Raw genomic sequence first — 18,468 nt, 5'->3', positions numbered from 1 at the left:
AGGTGGCGAACAGGGTTGCGTTTGAAAACCCCTTGCCTCCGCTTTTTCTAAATCCCGAGCGCCGCCGAGACGCGCGCGGCTATTTCGGCGAAGCGGCCGGCGATAGCACCCTGCGGATCGGTTGCGACAGGCGGTCGTCCGGCATCGCCGCCCTCTCGGAAGGCGGCGTCCAGCGGCAAGGCGCCCAAAAACGGGATGGATAAGCGCTCGGCCTCGGCTTTGGCTCCGCCTTCACCAAAGACTGGCCCGCTCATGTTCTCGATCAGGCCAAACGTCGGGACATTGACGCGCTGGAACAAGGTGTGGGCACGTCGCGCATCGGCCAGAGCGACTTCCTGCGGCGTCGACACGATCACCGCCCCATCCAGCGGCGTCTTTTGGGTCAGGGTCAGTTGGACGTCGCCCGTGCCCGGCGGCAGATCGACCACCAGCACGTCCAGCGGCGCATCAGCCGTTCCCCAACGCGTCTGTGTCAGCATCTGCGTGATGGCCTGCGACGCCATCGGTCCACGCCAGATCATGGCGTCGTCCATCTTGGTCAAAAGGCCAACCGACATAGCCTTCAGCCCGTGGGCGACGTGCGGCACGATGGCGCCGTCCTCGTAGGCGGGCTGACCGCTGATGCCCAGCATGGTCGGCAGCGACGGCCCATACACGTCGGCGTCAAGAATGCCGACCGAAAGCCCGCGCGCCGAAAGCGCAGCGGCCAAGTTTACGGCGACGGTGGACTTGCCCACCCCGCCCTTGCCGCTGGCGACGGCCAGGACGCGACGGACATGGGCCGGACGATCGGTCGGGACGGGCGCCTTGGCGCGGCCCTGATCGACCGCCGCCTTTGACAGGCCCGCCGTGCGCGGCGCAGCAGTAGGCTGGGTCTCGGCGGTCAGAATGACCGAGACGCGCGCCATGCCGGGAATGGCCTTCAGCGCAGCCTCCGCTTTGTCACGAACCGGCGCGTAGGCGGCCGCCTGGCTGCGATCGACTTCCAGAGCAAACCCCGCGCGATCCTCAGCCACGACCAGACCCTGAACCAGACCGGCGGCGACCAGACCCTGGCCGGACACCGGATCGATGACGGCGTCGAGGGCGGCGATGACGGCGGTGCGTTCGACCAAGGCGGTCTCCAGAAGACTTGCAGGCGATGATGCGCACGTTCTATCGCCGTCGAACCCATCCCGCGAGCCACGATTTGTCCCAGTCGCCACCAATCACCCTGATCGCCGGCCCGACCGCCTCGGGCAAATCGGCGCTGGCGTTGAAGATGGCGCGCGAAACAGGCGCGGTGATCATCAATGCCGACAGCCAGCAGCTTTACGCCGACCTGCGCATCCTGACGGCCCGCCCGTCGGTTGAAGATGAAGCCCAGGCCGATCATCGACTGTATGGCGTCGCCGACGCGGCGGACGCCTGGTCCGTCGGACGCTGGAGCCGCGCCGTGATGGCGTTGCTCCAAGATCTCCGCGATCAACACCGCCCTGCCATTCTGGTGGGCGGGACCGGCCTCTATTTCACCAGCCTGACACGCGGCCTGGCCGATATTCCGGCGGTGCCAAACGCGGTGCGCGATCAGATGGATGCCGACTACAAGGCGCTCGGCGAGTCAGCTTTCCGCCAGCGCCTGGCCCAGATCGATCCCGAGGCGGCGCAGGCCATCGAACAGGGAGACCGCCAGCGACTGGTGCGAGCCATGAGCGTCTTCATCGCCAGCGGCCGCGCGCTGAGCGCTTGGAAGGCCGACACTCAGCCCTTGTTGGCGCCGGATTCATGGACCGGATGGGTCAGGGAGCCTGAGCGCCAGCAACTCTATGCAAACTGCGACCAGCGCGTTGACCTGATGATTGATCAGGGAGCGATATACGAAGTCCAAGCCCTCTTGGACCGTGGCTTGAACCCCGCCCTGCCCGCCATGAAGGCGGTCGGGGTCAGAGAACTGGCCGCCTACCTGTCCGGCGATCTGGCCCGCGACGACGCGATCGCCGCCCTTAAACAAGCTACCCGCAACTACGCCAAACGTCAGTTGACGTGGTTCCGAAACCAGACGCCGGAGTGGAGCCGCGCCTGAGTGCAATCCGGCGCTTGGAATGCCTCACGGCTGCGCCTATATTCGTCTGGTCCGGTTTCGGCCGGACTATAGCGATAAACGCGCTTGTAATAAGCGGACCGGACCCGGGTGCGATTCCCGGCGGCTCCACCAACTTTCTCCCCGCGTTATCGGCGGAGGCAGCATGGGGCCGACTAGCATCGACGGACGTGTAAAGAGGATTGCTTTCGCTCGTCCTGGCCCACCGTATCGGGCCATTTTCTAACTGCGAACGATAACTTCGCTGGAGAAGTCGCTCTCGCCGCGTAATGCGGTTCGAGTGATTTCGAATCTTAAGTCCTAGGGGTTCAGATCCCTGGGCGGGGCCCGTCGGGGGGCCTGGCAACAGAACCCCCGGCACTTTCCAAAAGATGATCGGGAGCCTGGCGCCAGAATCCCGGCGCTTTACCTTCATGACACCTTTCGCCTACGGCCCTGCGCCGCTATCAGTCGCGCTCTGATGTGAGGTGACGATGAGCGACCAGGCCCCTCCGGTCGATGAGATGCGGTACGAACAGCTGGCGCAGGAAGCCCTGCGCGGCGTCATGCGCGCCGCGTTGGAACGCGTGCTGGCCGACGGACTGCCCGGCGCCCACCACTTCTACATCACCTTCAAGACACGCGCCGTCGGCGTCAGCGTGGCCCCTGACATTCTGGCGAAATATCCGGAAGAGATGACGGTCGTTCTGCAGCACCAGTATGACGACCTGCGCGTCGAGTCTGAGCGTTTCTCGGTCAAGCTGCGCTTCGGCGGCATGCCCAAGAGCCTGGTCATCCCCTATTCCGCGATCACGCGCTTCTACGATCCCAGCGTCCAATTTCTGCTGCAGTTCGAAGACCCGCAGCTTTTGGACGAAGTCGAAGACGAGCCGACCCCGCCCCAGGACATGCCGCCGATTTCGGACGGCCCCAAGGTCGTTTCGCTGGACCAGTTCCGCAAGAAATAGCCGCCGTCAGTCCTTGCGCGGATAGGAGCGGATCAGGATCCGCTCTCTTTCGCCCTCGCGTCTTTCGACCAGCAGCCGCGCGACCTGGGCGTCGTCGTGAAACAGATAGCCTTTGATAGAATCGAGCAAGGCCTTGGCCAGATTGTCGAGGTCCATCCAGGGCGGCTCGCCGACATGCTCCATGCGGATTTCGACGACATGGTCGCCCCACGATGGTCTGGCTCCGCGCCATTCCTTGCGCATGAACTCATAGACCAGCGGCTTGTAGTATTTGGCCTGGGTCGTCAGGCCGTCGATGACGATCTCGACCGCATCGCCATCCTCGCGCGCCCTGACCTTGCCGGTCCCGATCCAGCCGGCGGTCACTGTTGCATCGCCTTTATGCAGACGGCGGGCGCAGCATCCAGCAAGCGCGCAGAGCGGATCGTTACGGGCGGCGTAAGCTGCTCCTCAGAATTCGCGGGCATCCGCTGGATTCTGCGCGCGACATCCAGCCCTTCGACCACAGCGCCGAATGCGGCAAAGCCCTGACCGTCAGGATTCCGCCCTCCGCCAAAGTCCAGGCTCGGCGTATCTTGTGTGACGATGAAGAAACTGGATGTAGCGCTGTCCGGTCCGTCCCGCGCCATGGACACCGCGCCGGCCGTATGACGCAGGCCAGTGTCTCGTGTCCGTTCGAGAATGATCGGCGGCCGCGAGGCGTCGTCGCTGCCGCGTGGCGTCGCCGCCTGGATCACGTCGATGGGATAGCGGCTGGCGGTATTGGTTTCGCGGCTGACGGTTCTGAAGACCGTGCCCCCATCATAATCACCCGTCACGACGTAGCCGATGAAGTTGCATGTCGTGATCGGCGCAGCGGCTGCATCCAGCGCCAGCACAATCATGCCGGCTGTCGTGTCGAGCGCAACGTGGGGCATTGTGGGTTCGGGCTGAACAGTCGCGCAGCCCGCCAGCGCCGACAGCGCCGCCACGGCGATCAGCCCTCGTCTCATATCCGCGCTCTTCTTGCCCTGCATGGCTCTCGTGCTACACCGCCGCGCAACCCATCGCCACGCCTGAGAGACGAGATTTACGCGCATGAGCAACGTCCGCACAGAGACCGACACCTTCGGCCCGATCGAAGTCGCCGCCGACCGCTACTGGGGCGCTCAGGCGCAGCGGTCGCTGGGCAACTTCAAGATCGGTTGGGAGAAGCAGCCCCTGCCGGTCGTGCGCGCCCTGGGCATCGTCAAGCGTGCGGCCGCCGAGACAAACCGCGACTTGGGCAAGCTGGATCCGGCCCTGGCCGACGCCATCATCAAGGCCGCCAATGAGGTTATCGAAGGCAAGCTGAACGACCACTTCCCGCTGGTGGTCTGGCAGACGGGTTCGGGCACCCAATCGAACATGAACGCCAATGAGGTGATCTCGAATCGCGCGATCGAGATTCTGGGCGGCGAGATGGGCTCCAAAAAGCCGGTCCACCCCAACGACCACGTCAATATGAGCCAGTCGTCCAACGACACCTATCCCACGGCCATGCACGTCGCCTGCGCCGAACAGGTGGTCAACGACCTGATCCCGGCCTTGAAACATCTGCACGCCGCGCTGGACGCCAAGGCCAAGGCCTGGGGCCACATCATCAAGATCGGCCGCACCCATACCCAGGACGCCACCCCCCTGACCCTGGGCCAGGAGTTCGGCGGCTATGCGCAACAGGTCGAGAACGGCATCAAGCGCATCGAACAGACGCTGCCGGCCCTGATGGAACTGGCGCAGGGCGGCACCGCCGTCGGCACCGGTCTGAACGCGCCCATCGGCTTCGCCGAGAAGGTTGCGGCCCAGATCGCCGAGATCACCGGCCTGCCCTTCACCACGGCCCCGAACAAGTTCGAGGCCCTGGCCGCCCACGACGCCATGGTCTTCAGCCACGGCGCCATCAACACAGTCGCCGCCAGCCTGTTCAAGATCGCCAACGACATCCGCTTCCTGGGTTCCGGCCCGCGTTCGGGTCTGGGCGAACTGGCGCTGCCGGAAAACGAGCCGGGCTCGTCGATCATGCCGGGTAAGGTCAATCCGACGCAATGCGAAGCCCTGACCCAGGTCTGCGTCCAGGTGTTCGGCAACAACGCCGCCCTGACCTTCGCCGGGTCGCAAGGCCATTTCGAACTGAACGTCTACAACCCCGTGATGGCCTACAACTTCCTGCAGTCGGTGCGCTTGGTCGCCGACGCGGCGATCAGCTTCACTGACAACTGCGTGGTCGGCATCGAGGCGCGCGAGGACAATATTGCGCGCGGCCTGAACAACTCGCTGATGCTGGTCACCGCTCTGAACGGCAAGCTGGGCTATGATCTGTGCGCCAAGATCGCCAAGACCGCGCACAAGAACGGCACCACCCTGCGCGAAGAGGCCGTCGGCGGCGGCTATCTGACGGACGCGGAGTTCGATGAAGCCGTGCGGCCGGAGAAGATGATCTCGCCGGGCTGATCCCACCCAAGGACGAGATTTTTGAAACGCCGACGTCGTCTGACGTCGGCGTTTTCGTTTGGGTCAGGTCTTGTCGCGGATGGTGCGTCCGACCGGCGCCAGCGCCAGCTTGGCCAACTCAAGATCCTTCAGCGCGAACGGAATGCCGATGATGGAGACGAACTCCGCCACGGCGATGATCAAATGCGTCAGGGCGATGTACCAGCCGGCCACGACGAACCAGACGACGTTCAACACGACGCCGACACAGCCTGCGACGGGATGCGTGTCCTGCCACACGATCTCGCGGCCGAAGGGACAGAACGAATAGCTGGCGATGCGCCACGCCGCGAACGTCCACGGCAGGCCGACGACGGTCAGCGCCAGGATCGCGCCGCCCAGCAGCCACAGAAGGCCGGAAATCCAGCCGCCGAAGATGAGCCAGAGGATATTCAGGATCAGGCGCATCAACACAGGCTCCAATGTCGCCCAATGCGACGTATCTCAGATAAGCAAAAGGCCCCGCTTGTGCAGCGGGGCCTTCATTAAATCGGCGTCAGATCGGCCTCAGTGCGGCTTCTCGGTCCAGCGCGCCTTGGCGTCGTCTTGGGTCAGGCTCAGATGGACGTGCTTGTCGTCAACCCGTTCGACCCAGCTGACCGGGATCATGTGGTGCTTGAAGCCGCCGGCAAAATCCAGCTTCGCCAGCTCGATCTGGTCGCCCAGGACGTGATCGACCCGGCCCACGTGACCGCCGTCCGAGCCTACGACTTCGAGGTGTTCCTTGATGAGCGAAACGTCAACCATGTGTATCTCCAGCAGTTTGGTTTGTCCTGTCGATGAGAACACACCCGGCCTGCGACGGTTTCAAACGGCGACGCTTGTTCATCGCCTTGATGACAGGATTGCCAAGGACGCGGTAGAAGCCGGCGTTCACACGGAACCGGAACTCAAGATATGCGGCGGATTGGATCAGGCCTGTTGGGCGTCCTCATGGCCCTGGCCTTGTCGGCGTGTGGAACGCTGGATCGCCCGACCGGCCCCCTCCGGATCACCGACGGCACGCTCGTCAAGGCGGAAGACCCTCGCATCCGCGCCAGCGACAACGCGCGCCTGCAGGCCTTCACCCAGGAAATCGGTCAGCGACTTCGGCCCGACAAACCGACGTCGATCCTGGCGCTGTCTGGCGGCGGCGCAAACGGGGCCTACGGCGCCGGGCTTCTGGTCGGTTGGACCGAACAGGGCGATCGCCCCGCGTTCGAAGTGGTCACCGGCGTCAGCACCGGGGCCCTTGCCGCTCCGTTCGCCTTTCTTGGATCGGATTGGGACGACGAACTTCAGCACGCCTACACCAGCGGCGCCGCCAGCAATTTGCTGAGCTGGCGCAGTTTCGCCGCCTTCCTGAACCCGAGCCTGTTCTCGTCACAGGTCCTGCGCAATCTGGTGGACGAGAACGTCACCCCCGAACTGATGCAGGCCGTCGCGCGCGAGCACGCCAAGGGCAGACGCCTGCTGGTGGCGACGACCGATCTGGACAGCGAGGAAACCGTCATTTGGGACATGGGCCTTTTGGCGACCCAGGGCGACGAGAACGCCCGCGAACTGTTCAAGGAGGTGCTGGTCGCCTCAGCCAGCATTCCCGGCGTCTTTCCTCCTGTGCTGATCGCCGGGCTTCAGGACGACGACAAGGTGGTTCTGGAAATGCACGTCGATGGCGGCGTCAACACGCCGTTCCTGGCTATTCCTGAAGACCTGATGCTCTGGACCCGCCCAAAGGACGAAGGCCGCGTCGGCGCCCTCTATGTGATCGTCAACGGCCAGGTCGGCCGCAACGACGGCGTTACGCCCGGCCGCCTGTCGGGGATCCTGGCGCGGACCTATGACAGCATGAGCAAGTCGTCGCTGCGCATCCACTTGGCGGTGACGGCGGCGTTCGCGCGGCGCAATGGGCTGGACATGGCCCTGTCGGCCATTCCAGACAATGTCGCTGCCTCCAGCCTGAAGTTCGATCAGGAGACCATGACGGCCATGTTCGAACTGGGGCGTCAGCGCGGACGCGGCGCCGATGCCTGGACCCGGCTGGGCGAGCGCCCGGCGGACCAGCCCTTCATCCCCCAGACGACGATCTCGGAGTCTCAGGTGCCGGCTGTGCTGGCGCCCGAGCCATCGGCCAACCCGCCGGCCGATGCGCCCCCCGCCGAAAAGCCCAAGGCGTAGGCATGGGCGAGATCATCAATCTGAACCGAGCGCGAAAGACCCACGCCAAGGCCGAAGCCAAGGCGTTGGCCGCCGCCAACCGCTTGGCCCATGGACGCTCCAAGGCCGAGAAGACCCTGTCCGCTCTTGAGCGTCAACGCGCTGAGAAGCAGTTGGACGGTCGGAAGCTGGAGCCGAAATCCGACGACTGACGGCTCAGGCCTTGGGCGCGCGGATCAGCATGATCTGCCCCGCCAGCACAAGCGCCAGGCCGATCAGGGCGCTCCAGCCGAAACGCGCGCCCTCGAACAGCACCGACACCAGCATGGCGATGGGCGGCGTCAGAGCCGAGATGTAGCTTGCCAGGGCATAGCCGCGTTGGCGCGCGATGGTGAAGTACAAGCCGAACGCGATCACCGACCCGAACAGCGAGAGATAGAGCAGCGACAGGACATAGTCCGGCGTCGGCTCGATCCGCCACGTCACGCCGGTCGCCATGCCATAAAGCGCCAACATGGCTGTGCCATAGGCCATCGCCCAGGAGGTGGCGGCCATCACCGGTGCGCCCGCCTGCTGCCCCTTCCAGGCGAACCAGTTGCCGAGCGCCGAAGCCAGTACAGCGGTCAGGGCGAAGATGACGCCCAGCCCCGGATTGAGGCCGGCGCCCGCCGCCGTGATCTGGCCATAGGACAGGACCCCGACGCCCATGACGCCCAGTACGGCGCCGATCCACGCCGCTGGCGCCGCCTTCTGTCCGCCCAGCAGCCGAAACAGGATCAGGTTCACAAAGGCCAGAGCGGCGAAGATCACCGCGACCACGGCCGAAGCCACCTGCCCCTCCGCCGCATAGACGAAGCCATAGCTGACCGCGAAGACGAAGGCGCCCTGGCCGATGGCGGCCAGATGCTGGCTGCGCGTCAGATGCAGCGGCCGGCGCGTCACGGCGCAGAAGGCGAACAGGACCGCCGACGCCAGACCAAATCGCCAGACGATGGAGACGATGGAATCAACCGGCCCCAGCTGCAGGGTGATCGCGTACCAGGTCGTGCCCCAGATCAGGGCGCAGATGGCGATCGCGACGATCGCAAAGGGGCGGCTCAAGGGTTGACCTCCGGCGGTGGACGGCCCGCATAACACGCTCTGGCGCCAGGCGCCCTCACGTCTTGCGCCTGACTGTGACACACTGGGCGCCGCGAAGGAGATCGCCATGCGAAACGCACCCCTCATCCTGCCCGCCGCCCTGGTCCTGGCGGCCTGCGCCGCCACGCCGGACGTGACGACCGGAACGACGGTGGTGAACGTGACCGCCACCTATCGCGAACGTATCACGCTGCCGCCCGGCCATGTCCTGACCGTCAGGATTGAGGATGTCAGTCTGGCCGACGCGCCCGCCAAGGTTCTCGCCGAAACACGAGAGCCGCTGACCGGCGCCCCGCCCTATCGCGTCACCTTGGGCTTTCCCACGTCTCAGATCGATCCGCGCCACACCTATGCCGCGCGCGCCGAGATCCGCGACGCGGCCGGCGCCCTGGTCTTTGTCACCGACACGCGCCACGCGATCCTGACGAACGGCGCGCCGGCCTCGGCCGAGATCGTGCTGAAGTCCGCGCGTTGAGCAGCCTTACCAAACGTTCGGTTGCGCTCGCCGGCCATGCCACCTCGGTGGCGCTGGAGCCGGAGTTCTGGGCCGTGCTGGACCGAATCGCGGCTGCCCGCAGCCTCAGCAAGGCTCAGCTTCTGGCTGAAATCGACGCCGGTCGCGGCCGACGTCCCCTCGCCTCCGCCTGTCGCCTGCTGGCGCTGGACTGGGTGGCGGATCATGGACGTCAAACGTGAGCGGCGCCTGGAAGATCGGCTAGTCGCCGCGGCCGCGCCTGCCCTGGTCGTCTATTGCTTCAGATCGACTGATCAACTGCACCTCATCTGAAGGGGCGTCGCCCGTTTCGACGACCGCCACCCAGATCGCCATGACGGCGAACATCGCGGTCATGCCCAAGGCAAAGGCGATCCAGCCCGCCCGCCCGTTCGGCTTGCGGCGCGTCGGCCCTTGCTGGTGATCGTCGTGCTGCATTGCAGCTAGGAACCGACCCTCGCCCGCACGGTTCCGTGCATTCGTCATACGCGGCCCTGACTTTGTCGCGCGGTCACCTTATGTTCCGGTTCGATTCTGACTGACGGATAGTTTTGCGCCTGTGACTGATCTTCCCGCCCCCCGCATTTCCGACCTCGCGCGCGCTCGTGCGCCCGAGGACGAGGCGCCGCGCGATTATCTAAAGGGGCTGAATCCGGAGCAACGCGAGGCGGTCGAGACGACCGAGGGCCCGGTTCTGGTTCTGGCGGGCGCGGGCACGGGCAAGACCCGCGTCCTGACGACACGGCTGGCGCACATTCTGGCGACAGGCCGGGCCAAGCCGTGGGAGCTGCTGGCTGTCACCTTCACCAACAAGGCCGCGCGCGAAATGCGCGAGCGCATCACGCATCTGATTGGCCCCTCCGCCGAAGGCTTGCGCTGGCTCGGCACCTTCCACTCCATCGCCGCCCAGATCCTTCGTCGCCACGCCGAACTGGTCGGTCTGAAATCCAGCTTCACCATCCTGGACACCGACGACCAGGAACGGGTGCTGAAGCAGCTGCTGGAAGCGGCCAACATCGACACCAAACGCTGGACGCCCAAGTCGCTGTCCGGCCTGATCGATCACTGGAAGAACCGCGGCTGGACGCCGGACAAGCTGCCGCCGGGCGAGGACTTCGCCAACGGCAAGGGTCAGGGTCTGTACGCCGCCTATCAGGCGCGCTTGCGCAGCCTGAACGCCTGCGACTTCGGCGATCTGCTGCTGCACAACATCACCATCCTGTCGCAGCATGCCGACTTGGCTGAGGAATATCGCCGTCGCTTCCGCTACATTCTGGTGGACGAATATCAGGACACCAACGTCGCCCAGTATCTGTGGCTGCGGCTGCTGACGGCCTCGACCGGCAACGTCTGCTGCGTCGGCGACGACGATCAGTCGATCTACGGCTGGCGCGGGGCCGAGGTGGACAACATCCTGCGCTTCGAGCGGGACTTCCCCGGCGCCAAGATCGTCAAGCTGGAGCGGAACTATCGCTCGACCAGTCATATTTTGGGCGCGGCGTCTGGCCTCATCGCCGCCAACCGCGACCGGCTGGGCAAGACCCTGTGGACCGAAGACGACAGCGGCGACAAGGTGCGGGTGCGCGGCGTCTGGGACGGCGAGGCCGAGGCCCGGCTGATCGCCGACGAGATCGAGACCGCCCGCCGTCCTCATGCCGGCGAGCCGGGCCTGAAATACAAGGACATGGCTATTCTGGTTCGCGCCTCGTTCCAGATGCGGGCCTTTGAAGAACGGCTGGTCATGCTGGCCATCCCCTACACCGTCATCGGCGGGCCGCGCTTCTTCGAGCGCGCCGAGATCCGCGACGCCCACGCCTATCTGCGCCTGATCCTGTCGGAAGACGACGACCTCGCTTTCGAGCGGATCGTCAATGTGCCCAAACGCGGCATCGGCGACACCAGCGTCCAGAAGATCCTGCAGTTGGCCCGCCAGCACGACCTGTCGGCCCTGACCGCCGTCAGGGGCCTGGTCAATACCGATGAGCTTCAGGCCCGCACCCGCACCGCCCTGTCCAACTTCGTGCGCGATATCGACCGCTGGCGCCAACTGTCCGAGACCACGCCCCATTGGCAGGTCATGGAGACGGTGCTGGAGGAGAGCGGCTATACCGACATGCAGAAGGCCGACCGCACCAGCGGCCAGACCCGGCTGGAGAACCTGAAGGAACTGACCCAGTCGATGCAGCAGTTCGAGACGCTGCAGGCCTATCTGGAGCACGTCTCTCTGGTCATGGATCTGGAGCGCGCGACCAGCGACGATACTAACGGCGACGGCGCGGTGCAGATCATGACCCTGCATGGCGCCAAGGGGCTGGAGTTCCCGCTGGTCTTCCTGCCGGGCTGGGAGGAAGGCGTCTTCCCCAGCCAGCGCAGCATCGACGAAAAGGGAGAGAAGGGCTTGGAGGAAGAACGCCGCCTGGCCTACGTCGGCGTCACCCGCGCCAAGCAGGACGCGCGCATCTCCTTCGCCGCCAACCGGCTGGTCTATGGCCGCTGGACCTCTCAACTGCCCAGCCGCTTCGTCGACGAACTGCCTATCGCCCACGTCGATCCCCAATCCGACACCGGCTATTACGGCGCTTCGACCGGCATGAAGGAGGCAAAAAGCCGCTGGGACGACGCGCCATCTTTCGGCAGCGGTTATTCCTCCCCCGGCTGGAAACGCGCCCAATCCTTCACCGCCGCCCAGACCCCAGCCAAGATCCCGGCGCGCAAGGCCGTCATCGAAGGCGACGGCCGACTGATCGCCACCGCCGACCCCAAATCCAGCTCAGGCTGGAAAAAGGGCGAACGCGTCTTTCACCAGAAGTTCGGGTACGGAAACGTGCGCGTCATCGAAGGCAACAAACTGCTGGTCGAGTTCGAAAAGGCCGGGGAGAAGCGCGTGATCGACAGCTTCGTCGAGAAGGCTTAACCCGGCGCTCTAACGCAACGAATGGAGCCAAAGATGGCGGGCCTCAAGGACAAGCGCGGCTTCATCGACAAGGATCGCATTGATCTGTCGGAACGTCAGTCGGTCGAATACTGGATGAAACGCTGGGGCGTAACCAAGGACCAGATCACCGCCGCCCACCGCAAGGTCGGTCGCATGACCAAGGATATCGCGGCGGAACTGGGCAAGAAGCGCTGACGCCTACTGCCCAAAACGAGAAACGCCCCCGGATTGCTCCGGGGCCGTTTCGGTCTCTGCCTTAGATGTGGATCACACGCCCATAGGCGTCCAGCGCCGCCTCGTGCATGGCCTCCGACATGGTCGGGTGCGGATAGACGATCCCGTGGATGTCTTCTTCGGTCGCCTCCATGGTGATGGCGGTGACATAGCCTTGGATCATCTCGGTGACCTCGTGACCGATCATGTGGGCGCCGATCAGGGCGCCGGTCTTGGCGTCGAAGATCACCTTGACGAAGCCGTCGGTATCGCCCGAGGCGATCGCCTTGCCGTTCACGCGGAACGGGAAGCGGCCGATCTTGACGTCGCGCTTCTCGGCGCGCGCAGCCTGTTCGGTGACGCCGACCGAGGCGACTTGTGGCTGGGCATAGGTGCAGCCGGCGATAGGTGAATGGACGTTGGGTGTTTTGTAGCCGGCGATATGTTCGGCCGCGTGAATGCCTTCGTGCGACGCCTTGTGCGCCAACCAGGGCGCGCCGGCGCAGTCGCCGATGGCGTACAGGCCCTTGACGTTGGTCTGGCAGTGGCTGTCGATCTTGACGTGGCCGCGGTCCATTTCCAGACCCAGTTCTTCCAGGCCGATGCCGTCGGTGTTGGCGGTGATGCCGACGGCCGAGATGCAGACCTCGGCCTCCAAGGTCTCGGCCTTGCCGCCGATCTCCACGGCGACCTTCACGCCCTTGGCGTCCTTGCTCACCTTGGTGACCTTGGCGCCCAGCTTGAACTTCATGCCGCGCTTTTCGAACGACTTCTGGGCGGCCTTGGAGACTTCTTCGTCCTCGACCGGCATGATGCGATCCACCGCCTCGACCACGGTCACGTCACAGCCCAGGGCGCGATAGAAGCTGCCGAACTCGATGCCGATGGCGCCCGAACCGATCACGACGATCGACTTGGGCATGAATTTCGGCGCCATGGCCTCGCGATAGGCCCAGATGCGATCGCCGTCGGCTTCCAGCCCGATCTGCGGCAGGGCGCGAGCGCGGGCGCCGACGGCCAGCATCACAGACTTGGCCTCCAAGGCGCGCGAACCACCCGCTTTCAGGGCGACCACGACCTTTGGCGCGGCGGCGCCCTTCTCCAGCTTGGCCGACCCCTCGATCACTTCGATCTTGTTCTTCTTCATCAGGAAGCCGACGCCCTGATTCAGCTGTTTGGCCACGCCGCGCGAGCGCTGGATGATGGCGTCGAAATCGAACGACGCGCCGGACGCCGACAAGCCGTACTCCTTCAGGTGGCTCAGGCTCTCGAACTTCTCGCCCGACTTCAGCAGGGCCTTGGTCGGGATGCAGCCCCAGTTCAGGCAAATGCCGCCCAGGTTCTCGCGCTCGACGATGGCGACCTTCAAACCCAACTGACTGGCGCGAATGGCCGCGACATAACCCCCGGGGCCCGAGCCGATAACGACGAGATCGAATTCAGCAGCCATTAGATCAACTTCTCGATGTCGGCCTTGATGGCCTCGGGTTCAGTCTGCGGGGCATAGCGGGCAACCACCCTGCCCTCGCGGTCGGTCAGGAACTTGGTGAAGTTCCACTTGATGGCCTTGGAGCCCAGGAAACCGCGCTTCCGCTCCGTCAACCAGGCATAAAGCGGGTGCCGGTTCGGTCCGTTGACCTCCACCTTGTCGAAGAGGGGAAAGGTCACGTCGAAACTGGTGGCGCAGAAAGCGGCGATTTCCGCCGCCCTGCCCGGCTCCTGCTCGCCGAACTGGTTGCAGGGAAAGCCCAACACCTCGAACGGCTGATCGGCAAACGCGCGGTGCAGCTTTTCCAAACCGTCGTATTGGCCGGTGAAGCCGCACTTGGACGCCGTATTCACGATCAGCAGCGCCTGACCGCGAAAGCGATCGAGCGAAACGTCCGTGCCGTCGATGGCGCGGGCGGAGAAGTCATAGACCGAGGTCATGACCTCACCCTCCCCTTAGGCCAGCATCGCGACGGGATCTTCGATCAGCGGCTTGAACGCCTGCAGGAAGCGGGCGCCGATCGCACCATCGACCACGCGGTGATCGCAGGTCAGGGTCACGGTCATGACGGTGGCCGGCACGACCTGGCCGTTCTTGACGACCGCGCGCTGCTCGCCCGCGCCCACGCTAATGATGCAGCCCTGCGGCTCATTGATGATCGAGGTGAACTGCTTGATGCCGAACATGCCCAGATTGGACACCGAGAAGGTGCCGCCTTGGAACTCTTCGGGCTTGAGCTTGCGGTCGCGGGCGCGCTTGGCCAGGTCCTTGGACTCGGTCGCGATCTGCGCCAGGCCCTTGGTTTCGGCCTTCTTGATGATCGGAGTGATCAGGCCGCCATCGATCGCCACCGCCATGGAGACATCGGCGTTGTGGTGCATGGCGATGCCTTCCGGCGTGTAGGAGGCGTTCGCCTCCGGCACCATCTTCAGGGCCAGGGCGGCGGCCTTGATGACGAAGTCGTTGACCGAAACCTTGATCCCTTGCGGCTCCAGCATCTTGTTGACCTTGGCGCGCACGGCCATCAGCTGGTCGATTTCGCAATCGATGAACAGCGGGAAGTGAGGCACATTCTGGACGCTGTCGACCATGCGACGCGCCACGGCCTTCTTCATGCCGTCCAGCGGGATCAGGTCGTAGCTGCCGTCTGGAATGCCCATCTGCGCCAGAGATTGCGCCTTGCGCGGCTCGGCTGCGGTCGTGGCGGGCGACGCCGAAGAGGCGGTCGCCGGTTGGGTCGAACCCTTGCCAGCGGCCTCGACGTCGCGCTTGACGATGCGGCCGTGGGGACCGGTGCCCTTGATCGATTTCAGATCGACGCCGTTCTGAGCGGCGATACGTCGAGCGAGCGGCGACGAGAAGATGCGATCTCCGCTGTCCGACTTCGGCGCGGCGGGCGCCGGAGCGGCAGGCGTAGTTGTCTTGGGCGCCTCGGCAGTAGCCGGAGCGGCCTCGGCCTTGGGCGCTTCTTCCGTCTTGGCGGCGGGTTTTTCGGCCGGCTTGGGTGCGGCCGCGCCGCCCTCGTCCTTCAGGCGGGCGATGGGCGTATTGACCTTCACGCCTTCCGTGCCTTCAGCGACCAGGATGTCGGTGATCTCGCCTTCATCCACGGCCTCGACTTCCATCGTGGCCTTGTCGGTTTCGATCTCGGCGATCACGTCTCCGGCGGACACGACGTCTCCGACCTTGACGTGCCACTTGGCCAGAACGCCCTCCTCCATCGTCGGAGACAGGGCCGGCATCAGGATGTCGGTCATCAGGCGTTCCCCCCGGTTGGCGCGATCGGTTCGGCGACAGTGCGGACGTCATTCGCCTTCACCACTTCGCTGAGACCTTCGAGGATGCGGTGGTAGGCCGCAGTTTCATCGTGTTGATGCCGCACGGCATAACCATGCGCCATATGTCGCGCCGCATAGGCCAGCAGCCGACCGAACTGTATGGGATCGTTGAAGGCCGGTTTGACAGACATCACCGGCTCGTCCTTCGACCACCACATCCGAAGGACTTCGATGGCCTTGGGGTCAGCAGCGACGCTGTCTGGCGTCGTCAGCATGAACTCCGATGCCTCGGTCATGCCATCACCTGTTTCACGGCGGCGATGATCTTGTCCACGCCCGGCAGCGACAGCACTTCCAGATTGGCGGCATAGGGTAGCGGCACGTCTTCCTGGTGCACGCGCAGCGGCGGGGCATCCAGATAATCGAAGGCGTGCTCAATGACGCGGGCCACGACCTCGGCGCCGACGCCCATCGGACCCCAGCCCTCTTCGGCCGAGACCAAACGGTTGGTCTTCTTGACGCTCTCGACGATGGTCTCGTGATCCAGGGGGCGCAGAGTGCGCAGGTCGATCACCTCAGCCTCAATACCCTCCTCGGCCAGCTTCTCGGCGGCCTGCAGGGCGAAGCCGACCATGCGGCTGTGGGCGGTGATGGTGACGTCCTTGCCTTCGCGACGGACCTTGGCCTTGCCGATCGGCAGGACATAGTCCTCGACCTCCGGCACATCGAACTCCAGGCCGTACATCATCTCGTGTTCGAGGAAGACGACCGGGTTCGGGTCACGAATGGCGGCTTTCAGCAGGCCCTTGGCGTCGGCCGCGTCATAGGGCGCGATGACCTTCAGACCCGGCACCTGCGCATACCAGGCCGAATAGTCCTGGCTGTGCTGGGCGCCGACGCGCGAAGCAGCGCCGTTCGGACCGCGGAAGACGATAGGCGCGCGGATCTGACCGCCCGACATATAGAGCGTCTTGGCGGCCGAGTTGATGATGTGATCGATCGCCTGCATGGCGAAGTTGAACGTCATGAACTCGACGATCGGCTTCAGGCCCGACATGGCGGCGCCGACGCCCAGGCCGGCGAAGCCGTGCTCGGTGATCGGGGTGTCCACGACGCGCTGGTCGCCGAACTCCTGCAGCAGGTCACGGCTGACCTTGTAGGCGCCCTGGTACTGGGCGACTTCCTCGCCGATCAGGAAGACGCGGTCATCGCGGCGCATCTCTTCGGCCATGGCGTCACGCAGGGCGTCGCGCACGGTCGTCTTGACCAGTTTGGCGTCGGCCGGAATTTCCGGGTCGCGCAGTTCGACCTTGGGTGTCGCGGTCTGGGCCGGGGCCTTTTCGAGATCGCCAGTCTTACCCTCGGCCGCAGCCTTGGGCGCCTCAGCTTCGCCCTTTGCGGATTCAGCCTTGGGCGCAGGCGCCGCTGCGCCGTCTTCGCCGGCCAGACGCGCGATCGGCGTGTTGACCTTCACGTTCTCGGAGCCTTCGGCGACCAGGATTTCCAGCACTTCGCCTTCGTCCACGGCCTCGACTTCCATCGTCGCCTTGTCGGTTTCGATCTCGGCGATCACCTGGCCGGCCGACACGGTGTCGCCCGCCTTGATGTGCCACTTGGTCAGCGTGCCCTCTTCCATCGTGGGAGACAGCGCCGGCATCAGAATGTCGGTCACGGATCAGGCCTCCACGTAGACGTCGGTATAGAGCTCGGACGGATCGGGTTCCGGGCTCTCTTGGGCGAATTGAACAGCTTCGGCGACGATCGCCTTGATTTCGGTATCGATGGCCTTGAGCTCGTCCTCGGTCGCCTTGGCGGCCGACAGCAGCATTTTCAGGTGATCGATCGGGTCGCGGGTCTTCTTGACCTCGTCGACCTCTTCCTTGGTCCGGTATTTGGCCGGGTCAGACATCGAGTGACCGCGATAGCGATAGGTCTTCACTTCCAGGATGAAGGGACCGCCGCCTTCGCGGGCGCGCTTCACCGCACGCGCCGTCGCGTCACGCACGGCCAGTACGTCCATGCCGTCCACCTGCTCGCCCGGAATGCCGAAGCTGGCGCCGCGCTGATACAGTTCGGTCGTCGACGACGAGCGCTCGATGCTCGTGCCCATGGCGTACTGGTTGTTCTCGATGATGTAGATGGCCGGCAGCTTCCACAGCTGCGCCATGTTGAAGCTCTCGTACACCTGCCCCTGGTTCGAGGCGCCGTCGCCGAAATAGACGAAGGCCACCGAATCGTCGCCGCGATACTTGCCGGCGAAGGCCAGGCCGGTGCCCAACGCCACCTGGGCGCCGACGATGCCGTGACCGCCGTAGAAGCCGGTCGGCACATCGAACATGTGCATCGATCCGCCCTTACCCTTGGACGAACCGCCGCTGCGGCCGGTCAGCTCGGCCATGACCTCTTTCGGATCCATGCCGGCGGCCAGCATATGGCCGTGGTCGCGATAGCCGGTGATGATCTTGTCGTGGCCCTGTTTGACGCTCTCCTGAACGCCGACCGCCACGGCCTCCTGGCCAATGTACAGGTGGCAGAAGCCGCCAATCAGACCCATGCCGTAGAGCTGGCCCGCACGCTCTTCGAAGCGGCGGATCAGAACCATCTCGCGATAGAAGCGCAGAAGGTCTTCCTTGGACGCCGTCGGCGTGTTGGGCAGTTTGTCAGGCGTGGTCGTCTGAGCGGATTTGGCTGGGGCTTTCGCCATCCGGTATCTCCCGGCTAGGCGCCGAGAACCGACGCCTTCTTATCG

Annotated in this window: 22 protein-coding genes and 1 other RNA gene; 10 read left to right on the top strand and 13 right to left on the bottom strand. The window is 64.7% G+C overall.

The genetic code is table 11. The annotated features are described in order from the left end of the window. Positions 1–47: 47 nt before the first annotated feature. Positions 48–1,115 carry an Mrp/NBP35 family ATP-binding protein gene (locus BLR19_RS02205; protein ID WP_091746684.1) on the bottom strand — a complete coding sequence of 356 codons (1,068 nt, stop codon included), beginning with the start codon at positions 1,113–1,115 and terminating at the stop codon, positions 48–50. Positions 1,116–1,141: 26 nt separating this feature from the next. Between BLR19_RS02205 and miaA the strand changes: the two genes are divergently transcribed. The 3 genes from miaA (at position 1,142) to BLR19_RS02190 (ending at position 3,027) form a co-directional block, all read left to right on the top strand. Next, positions 1,142–2,062 carry a tRNA (adenosine(37)-N6)-dimethylallyltransferase MiaA gene (miaA, locus tag BLR19_RS02200; RefSeq protein WP_091746681.1) on the top strand — a complete coding sequence of 307 codons (921 nt, stop codon included), beginning with the start codon at positions 1,142–1,144 and terminating at the stop codon, positions 2,060–2,062. Between the two features lie 10 nt (positions 2,063–2,072). Continuing rightward, positions 2,073–2,442, top strand: a transfer-messenger RNA (tmRNA) gene (gene ssrA, locus BLR19_RS02195). Positions 2,443–2,553: 111 nt separating this feature from the next. Further along, positions 2,554–3,027 (top strand): SspB family protein, encoded by a 474-nt coding sequence (locus BLR19_RS02190; protein WP_066551436.1) that lies wholly within the window; start codon positions 2,554–2,556, stop codon positions 3,025–3,027. A gap of 6 nt (positions 3,028–3,033) precedes the next feature. Here the strand turns inward: BLR19_RS02190 and BLR19_RS02185 are convergent, their stop codons facing one another. Together BLR19_RS02185 and BLR19_RS02180 are read right to left on the bottom strand one after the other, a co-directional pair. Next, on the bottom strand, positions 3,034–3,414 hold the full coding sequence (locus BLR19_RS02185) for a RusA family crossover junction endodeoxyribonuclease (protein ID WP_255366499.1): 381 nt from the start codon (positions 3,412–3,414) through the stop codon (positions 3,034–3,036). Further along, positions 3,390–4,043 carry a peptidylprolyl isomerase gene (locus tag BLR19_RS02180; RefSeq protein ID WP_218119301.1) on the bottom strand — a complete coding sequence of 218 codons (654 nt, stop codon included), beginning with the start codon at positions 4,041–4,043 and terminating at the stop codon, positions 3,390–3,392. The genes BLR19_RS02185 and BLR19_RS02180 overlap by 25 nt, the downstream gene beginning before the upstream one ends. 61 nt (positions 4,044–4,104) lie before the next feature. Here BLR19_RS02180 and fumC point away from each other — a divergent pair, with 61 nt between their 5' ends. Next, complete coding sequence (fumC, locus tag BLR19_RS02175) at positions 4,105–5,496, top strand: class II fumarate hydratase (protein WP_091746677.1); 1,392 nt, start codon at positions 4,105–4,107, stop codon at positions 5,494–5,496. A 63-nt stretch (positions 5,497–5,559) separates the two neighbouring features. On the opposite strand, the gene BLR19_RS02170 is transcribed toward fumC, so the two are convergent. Both BLR19_RS02170 and BLR19_RS02165 read right to left on the bottom strand, forming a co-directional pair. Beyond that, positions 5,560–5,946: a YccF domain-containing protein gene (locus tag BLR19_RS02170; RefSeq protein WP_055753744.1), complete on the bottom strand. Its 387-nt coding sequence runs from the start codon at positions 5,944–5,946 to the stop codon at positions 5,560–5,562. Positions 5,947–6,042: 96 nt separating this feature from the next. Beyond that, complete coding sequence (locus BLR19_RS02165) at positions 6,043–6,282, bottom strand: DUF2171 domain-containing protein (protein WP_039243689.1); 240 nt, start codon at positions 6,280–6,282, stop codon at positions 6,043–6,045. Between the two features lie 174 nt (positions 6,283–6,456). On the opposite strand from BLR19_RS02165, the gene BLR19_RS02160 reads away from it, so the two are divergent. Then, on the top strand, positions 6,457–7,692 hold the full coding sequence (locus tag BLR19_RS02160; RefSeq protein WP_255366376.1) for a patatin-like phospholipase family protein: 1,236 nt from the start codon (positions 6,457–6,459) through the stop codon (positions 7,690–7,692). A 2-nt stretch (positions 7,693–7,694) separates the two neighbouring features. Then, positions 7,695–7,883, top strand: a complete 189-nt coding sequence (locus BLR19_RS02155) for a DUF4169 family protein (RefSeq protein ID WP_091746671.1) — start codon at positions 7,695–7,697, stop codon at positions 7,881–7,883. 4 nt (positions 7,884–7,887) lie between these two features. Here the strand turns inward: BLR19_RS02155 and BLR19_RS02150 are convergent, their stop codons facing one another. After that, the gene (locus tag BLR19_RS02150) at positions 7,888–8,772 is read right to left on the bottom strand and encodes a DMT family transporter (RefSeq protein ID WP_091746668.1); all 885 of its coding nucleotides are present in this window, start codon (positions 8,770–8,772) and stop codon (positions 7,888–7,890) included. A 106-nt stretch (positions 8,773–8,878) separates the two neighbouring features. Between BLR19_RS02150 and BLR19_RS02145 the strand changes: the two genes are divergently transcribed. Both BLR19_RS02145 and BLR19_RS02140 read left to right on the top strand, forming a co-directional pair. Continuing rightward, positions 8,879–9,286, top strand: a complete 408-nt coding sequence (locus BLR19_RS02145; protein ID WP_091749045.1) for a YbaY family lipoprotein — start codon at positions 8,879–8,881, stop codon at positions 9,284–9,286. Further along, positions 9,283–9,507 carry a ribbon-helix-helix domain-containing protein gene (locus BLR19_RS02140; RefSeq protein WP_039243685.1) on the top strand — a complete coding sequence of 75 codons (225 nt, stop codon included), beginning with the start codon at positions 9,283–9,285 and terminating at the stop codon, positions 9,505–9,507. The genes BLR19_RS02145 and BLR19_RS02140 overlap by 4 nt, the downstream gene beginning before the upstream one ends. Positions 9,508–9,526: 19 nt before the next feature. Here the strand turns inward: BLR19_RS02140 and BLR19_RS02135 are convergent, their stop codons facing one another. After that, positions 9,527–9,790, bottom strand: coding sequence for a hypothetical protein (locus BLR19_RS02135; RefSeq protein WP_143007323.1), 264 nt, complete (start codon positions 9,788–9,790; stop codon positions 9,527–9,529). Between the two features lie 73 nt (positions 9,791–9,863). Between BLR19_RS02135 and BLR19_RS02130 the strand changes: the two genes are divergently transcribed. Further along, positions 9,864–12,218: an ATP-dependent helicase gene (locus tag BLR19_RS02130; RefSeq protein WP_091746663.1), complete on the top strand. Its 2,355-nt coding sequence runs from the start codon at positions 9,864–9,866 to the stop codon at positions 12,216–12,218. Positions 12,219–12,251: 33 nt separating this feature from the next. Next, positions 12,252–12,434 (top strand): DUF3606 domain-containing protein, encoded by a 183-nt coding sequence (locus tag BLR19_RS02125; RefSeq protein WP_055753752.1) that lies wholly within the window; start codon positions 12,252–12,254, stop codon positions 12,432–12,434. Between the two features lie 61 nt (positions 12,435–12,495). Here the strand turns inward: BLR19_RS02125 and lpdA are convergent, their stop codons facing one another. Genes lpdA through pdhA form a run of 6 tightly spaced genes read right to left on the bottom strand, consistent with a single transcriptional unit; the run spans position 12,496 to position 18,423 of the window. Continuing rightward, entirely contained in the window at positions 12,496–13,902 is a 1,407-nt protein-coding gene (lpdA, locus tag BLR19_RS02120; RefSeq protein WP_091746660.1) for a dihydrolipoyl dehydrogenase, read from the bottom strand. Then, on the bottom strand, positions 13,902–14,381 hold the full coding sequence (locus tag BLR19_RS02115) for a glutathione peroxidase (RefSeq protein WP_091746657.1): 480 nt from the start codon (positions 14,379–14,381) through the stop codon (positions 13,902–13,904). Before BLR19_RS02115 ends, lpdA begins: the two co-directional genes overlap by 1 nt. A gap of 15 nt (positions 14,382–14,396) precedes the next feature. Continuing rightward, positions 14,397–15,698: a pyruvate dehydrogenase complex dihydrolipoamide acetyltransferase gene (locus BLR19_RS02110; protein ID WP_091746655.1), complete on the bottom strand. Its 1,302-nt coding sequence runs from the start codon at positions 15,696–15,698 to the stop codon at positions 14,397–14,399. After that, positions 15,698–16,015, bottom strand: a complete 318-nt coding sequence (locus tag BLR19_RS02105; protein WP_091746652.1) for a DUF5076 domain-containing protein — start codon at positions 16,013–16,015, stop codon at positions 15,698–15,700. Before BLR19_RS02105 ends, BLR19_RS02110 begins: the two co-directional genes overlap by 1 nt. Next, the gene (locus BLR19_RS02100; protein WP_091746649.1) at positions 16,012–17,391 is read right to left on the bottom strand and encodes a pyruvate dehydrogenase complex E1 component subunit beta; all 1,380 of its coding nucleotides are present in this window, start codon (positions 17,389–17,391) and stop codon (positions 16,012–16,014) included. The genes BLR19_RS02105 and BLR19_RS02100 overlap by 4 nt, the downstream gene beginning before the upstream one ends. Before the next feature lie 3 nt (positions 17,392–17,394). Further along, positions 17,395–18,423 carry a pyruvate dehydrogenase (acetyl-transferring) E1 component subunit alpha gene (gene pdhA, locus BLR19_RS02095; RefSeq protein ID WP_091746646.1) on the bottom strand — a complete coding sequence of 343 codons (1,029 nt, stop codon included), beginning with the start codon at positions 18,421–18,423 and terminating at the stop codon, positions 17,395–17,397. Positions 18,424–18,468 lie beyond the last annotated feature (45 nt).

The sequence above is a fragment of the Brevundimonas sp. 374 genome, from assembly GCF_900102995.1.
GTDB classification, from domain to species: Bacteria; Pseudomonadota; Alphaproteobacteria; order Caulobacterales; family Caulobacteraceae; genus Brevundimonas; species Brevundimonas vesicularis_C.
The sequence above is the reverse complement of the archived record's forward strand: the minus strand, read 5'-3'. Positions and strand labels throughout refer to the sequence as shown.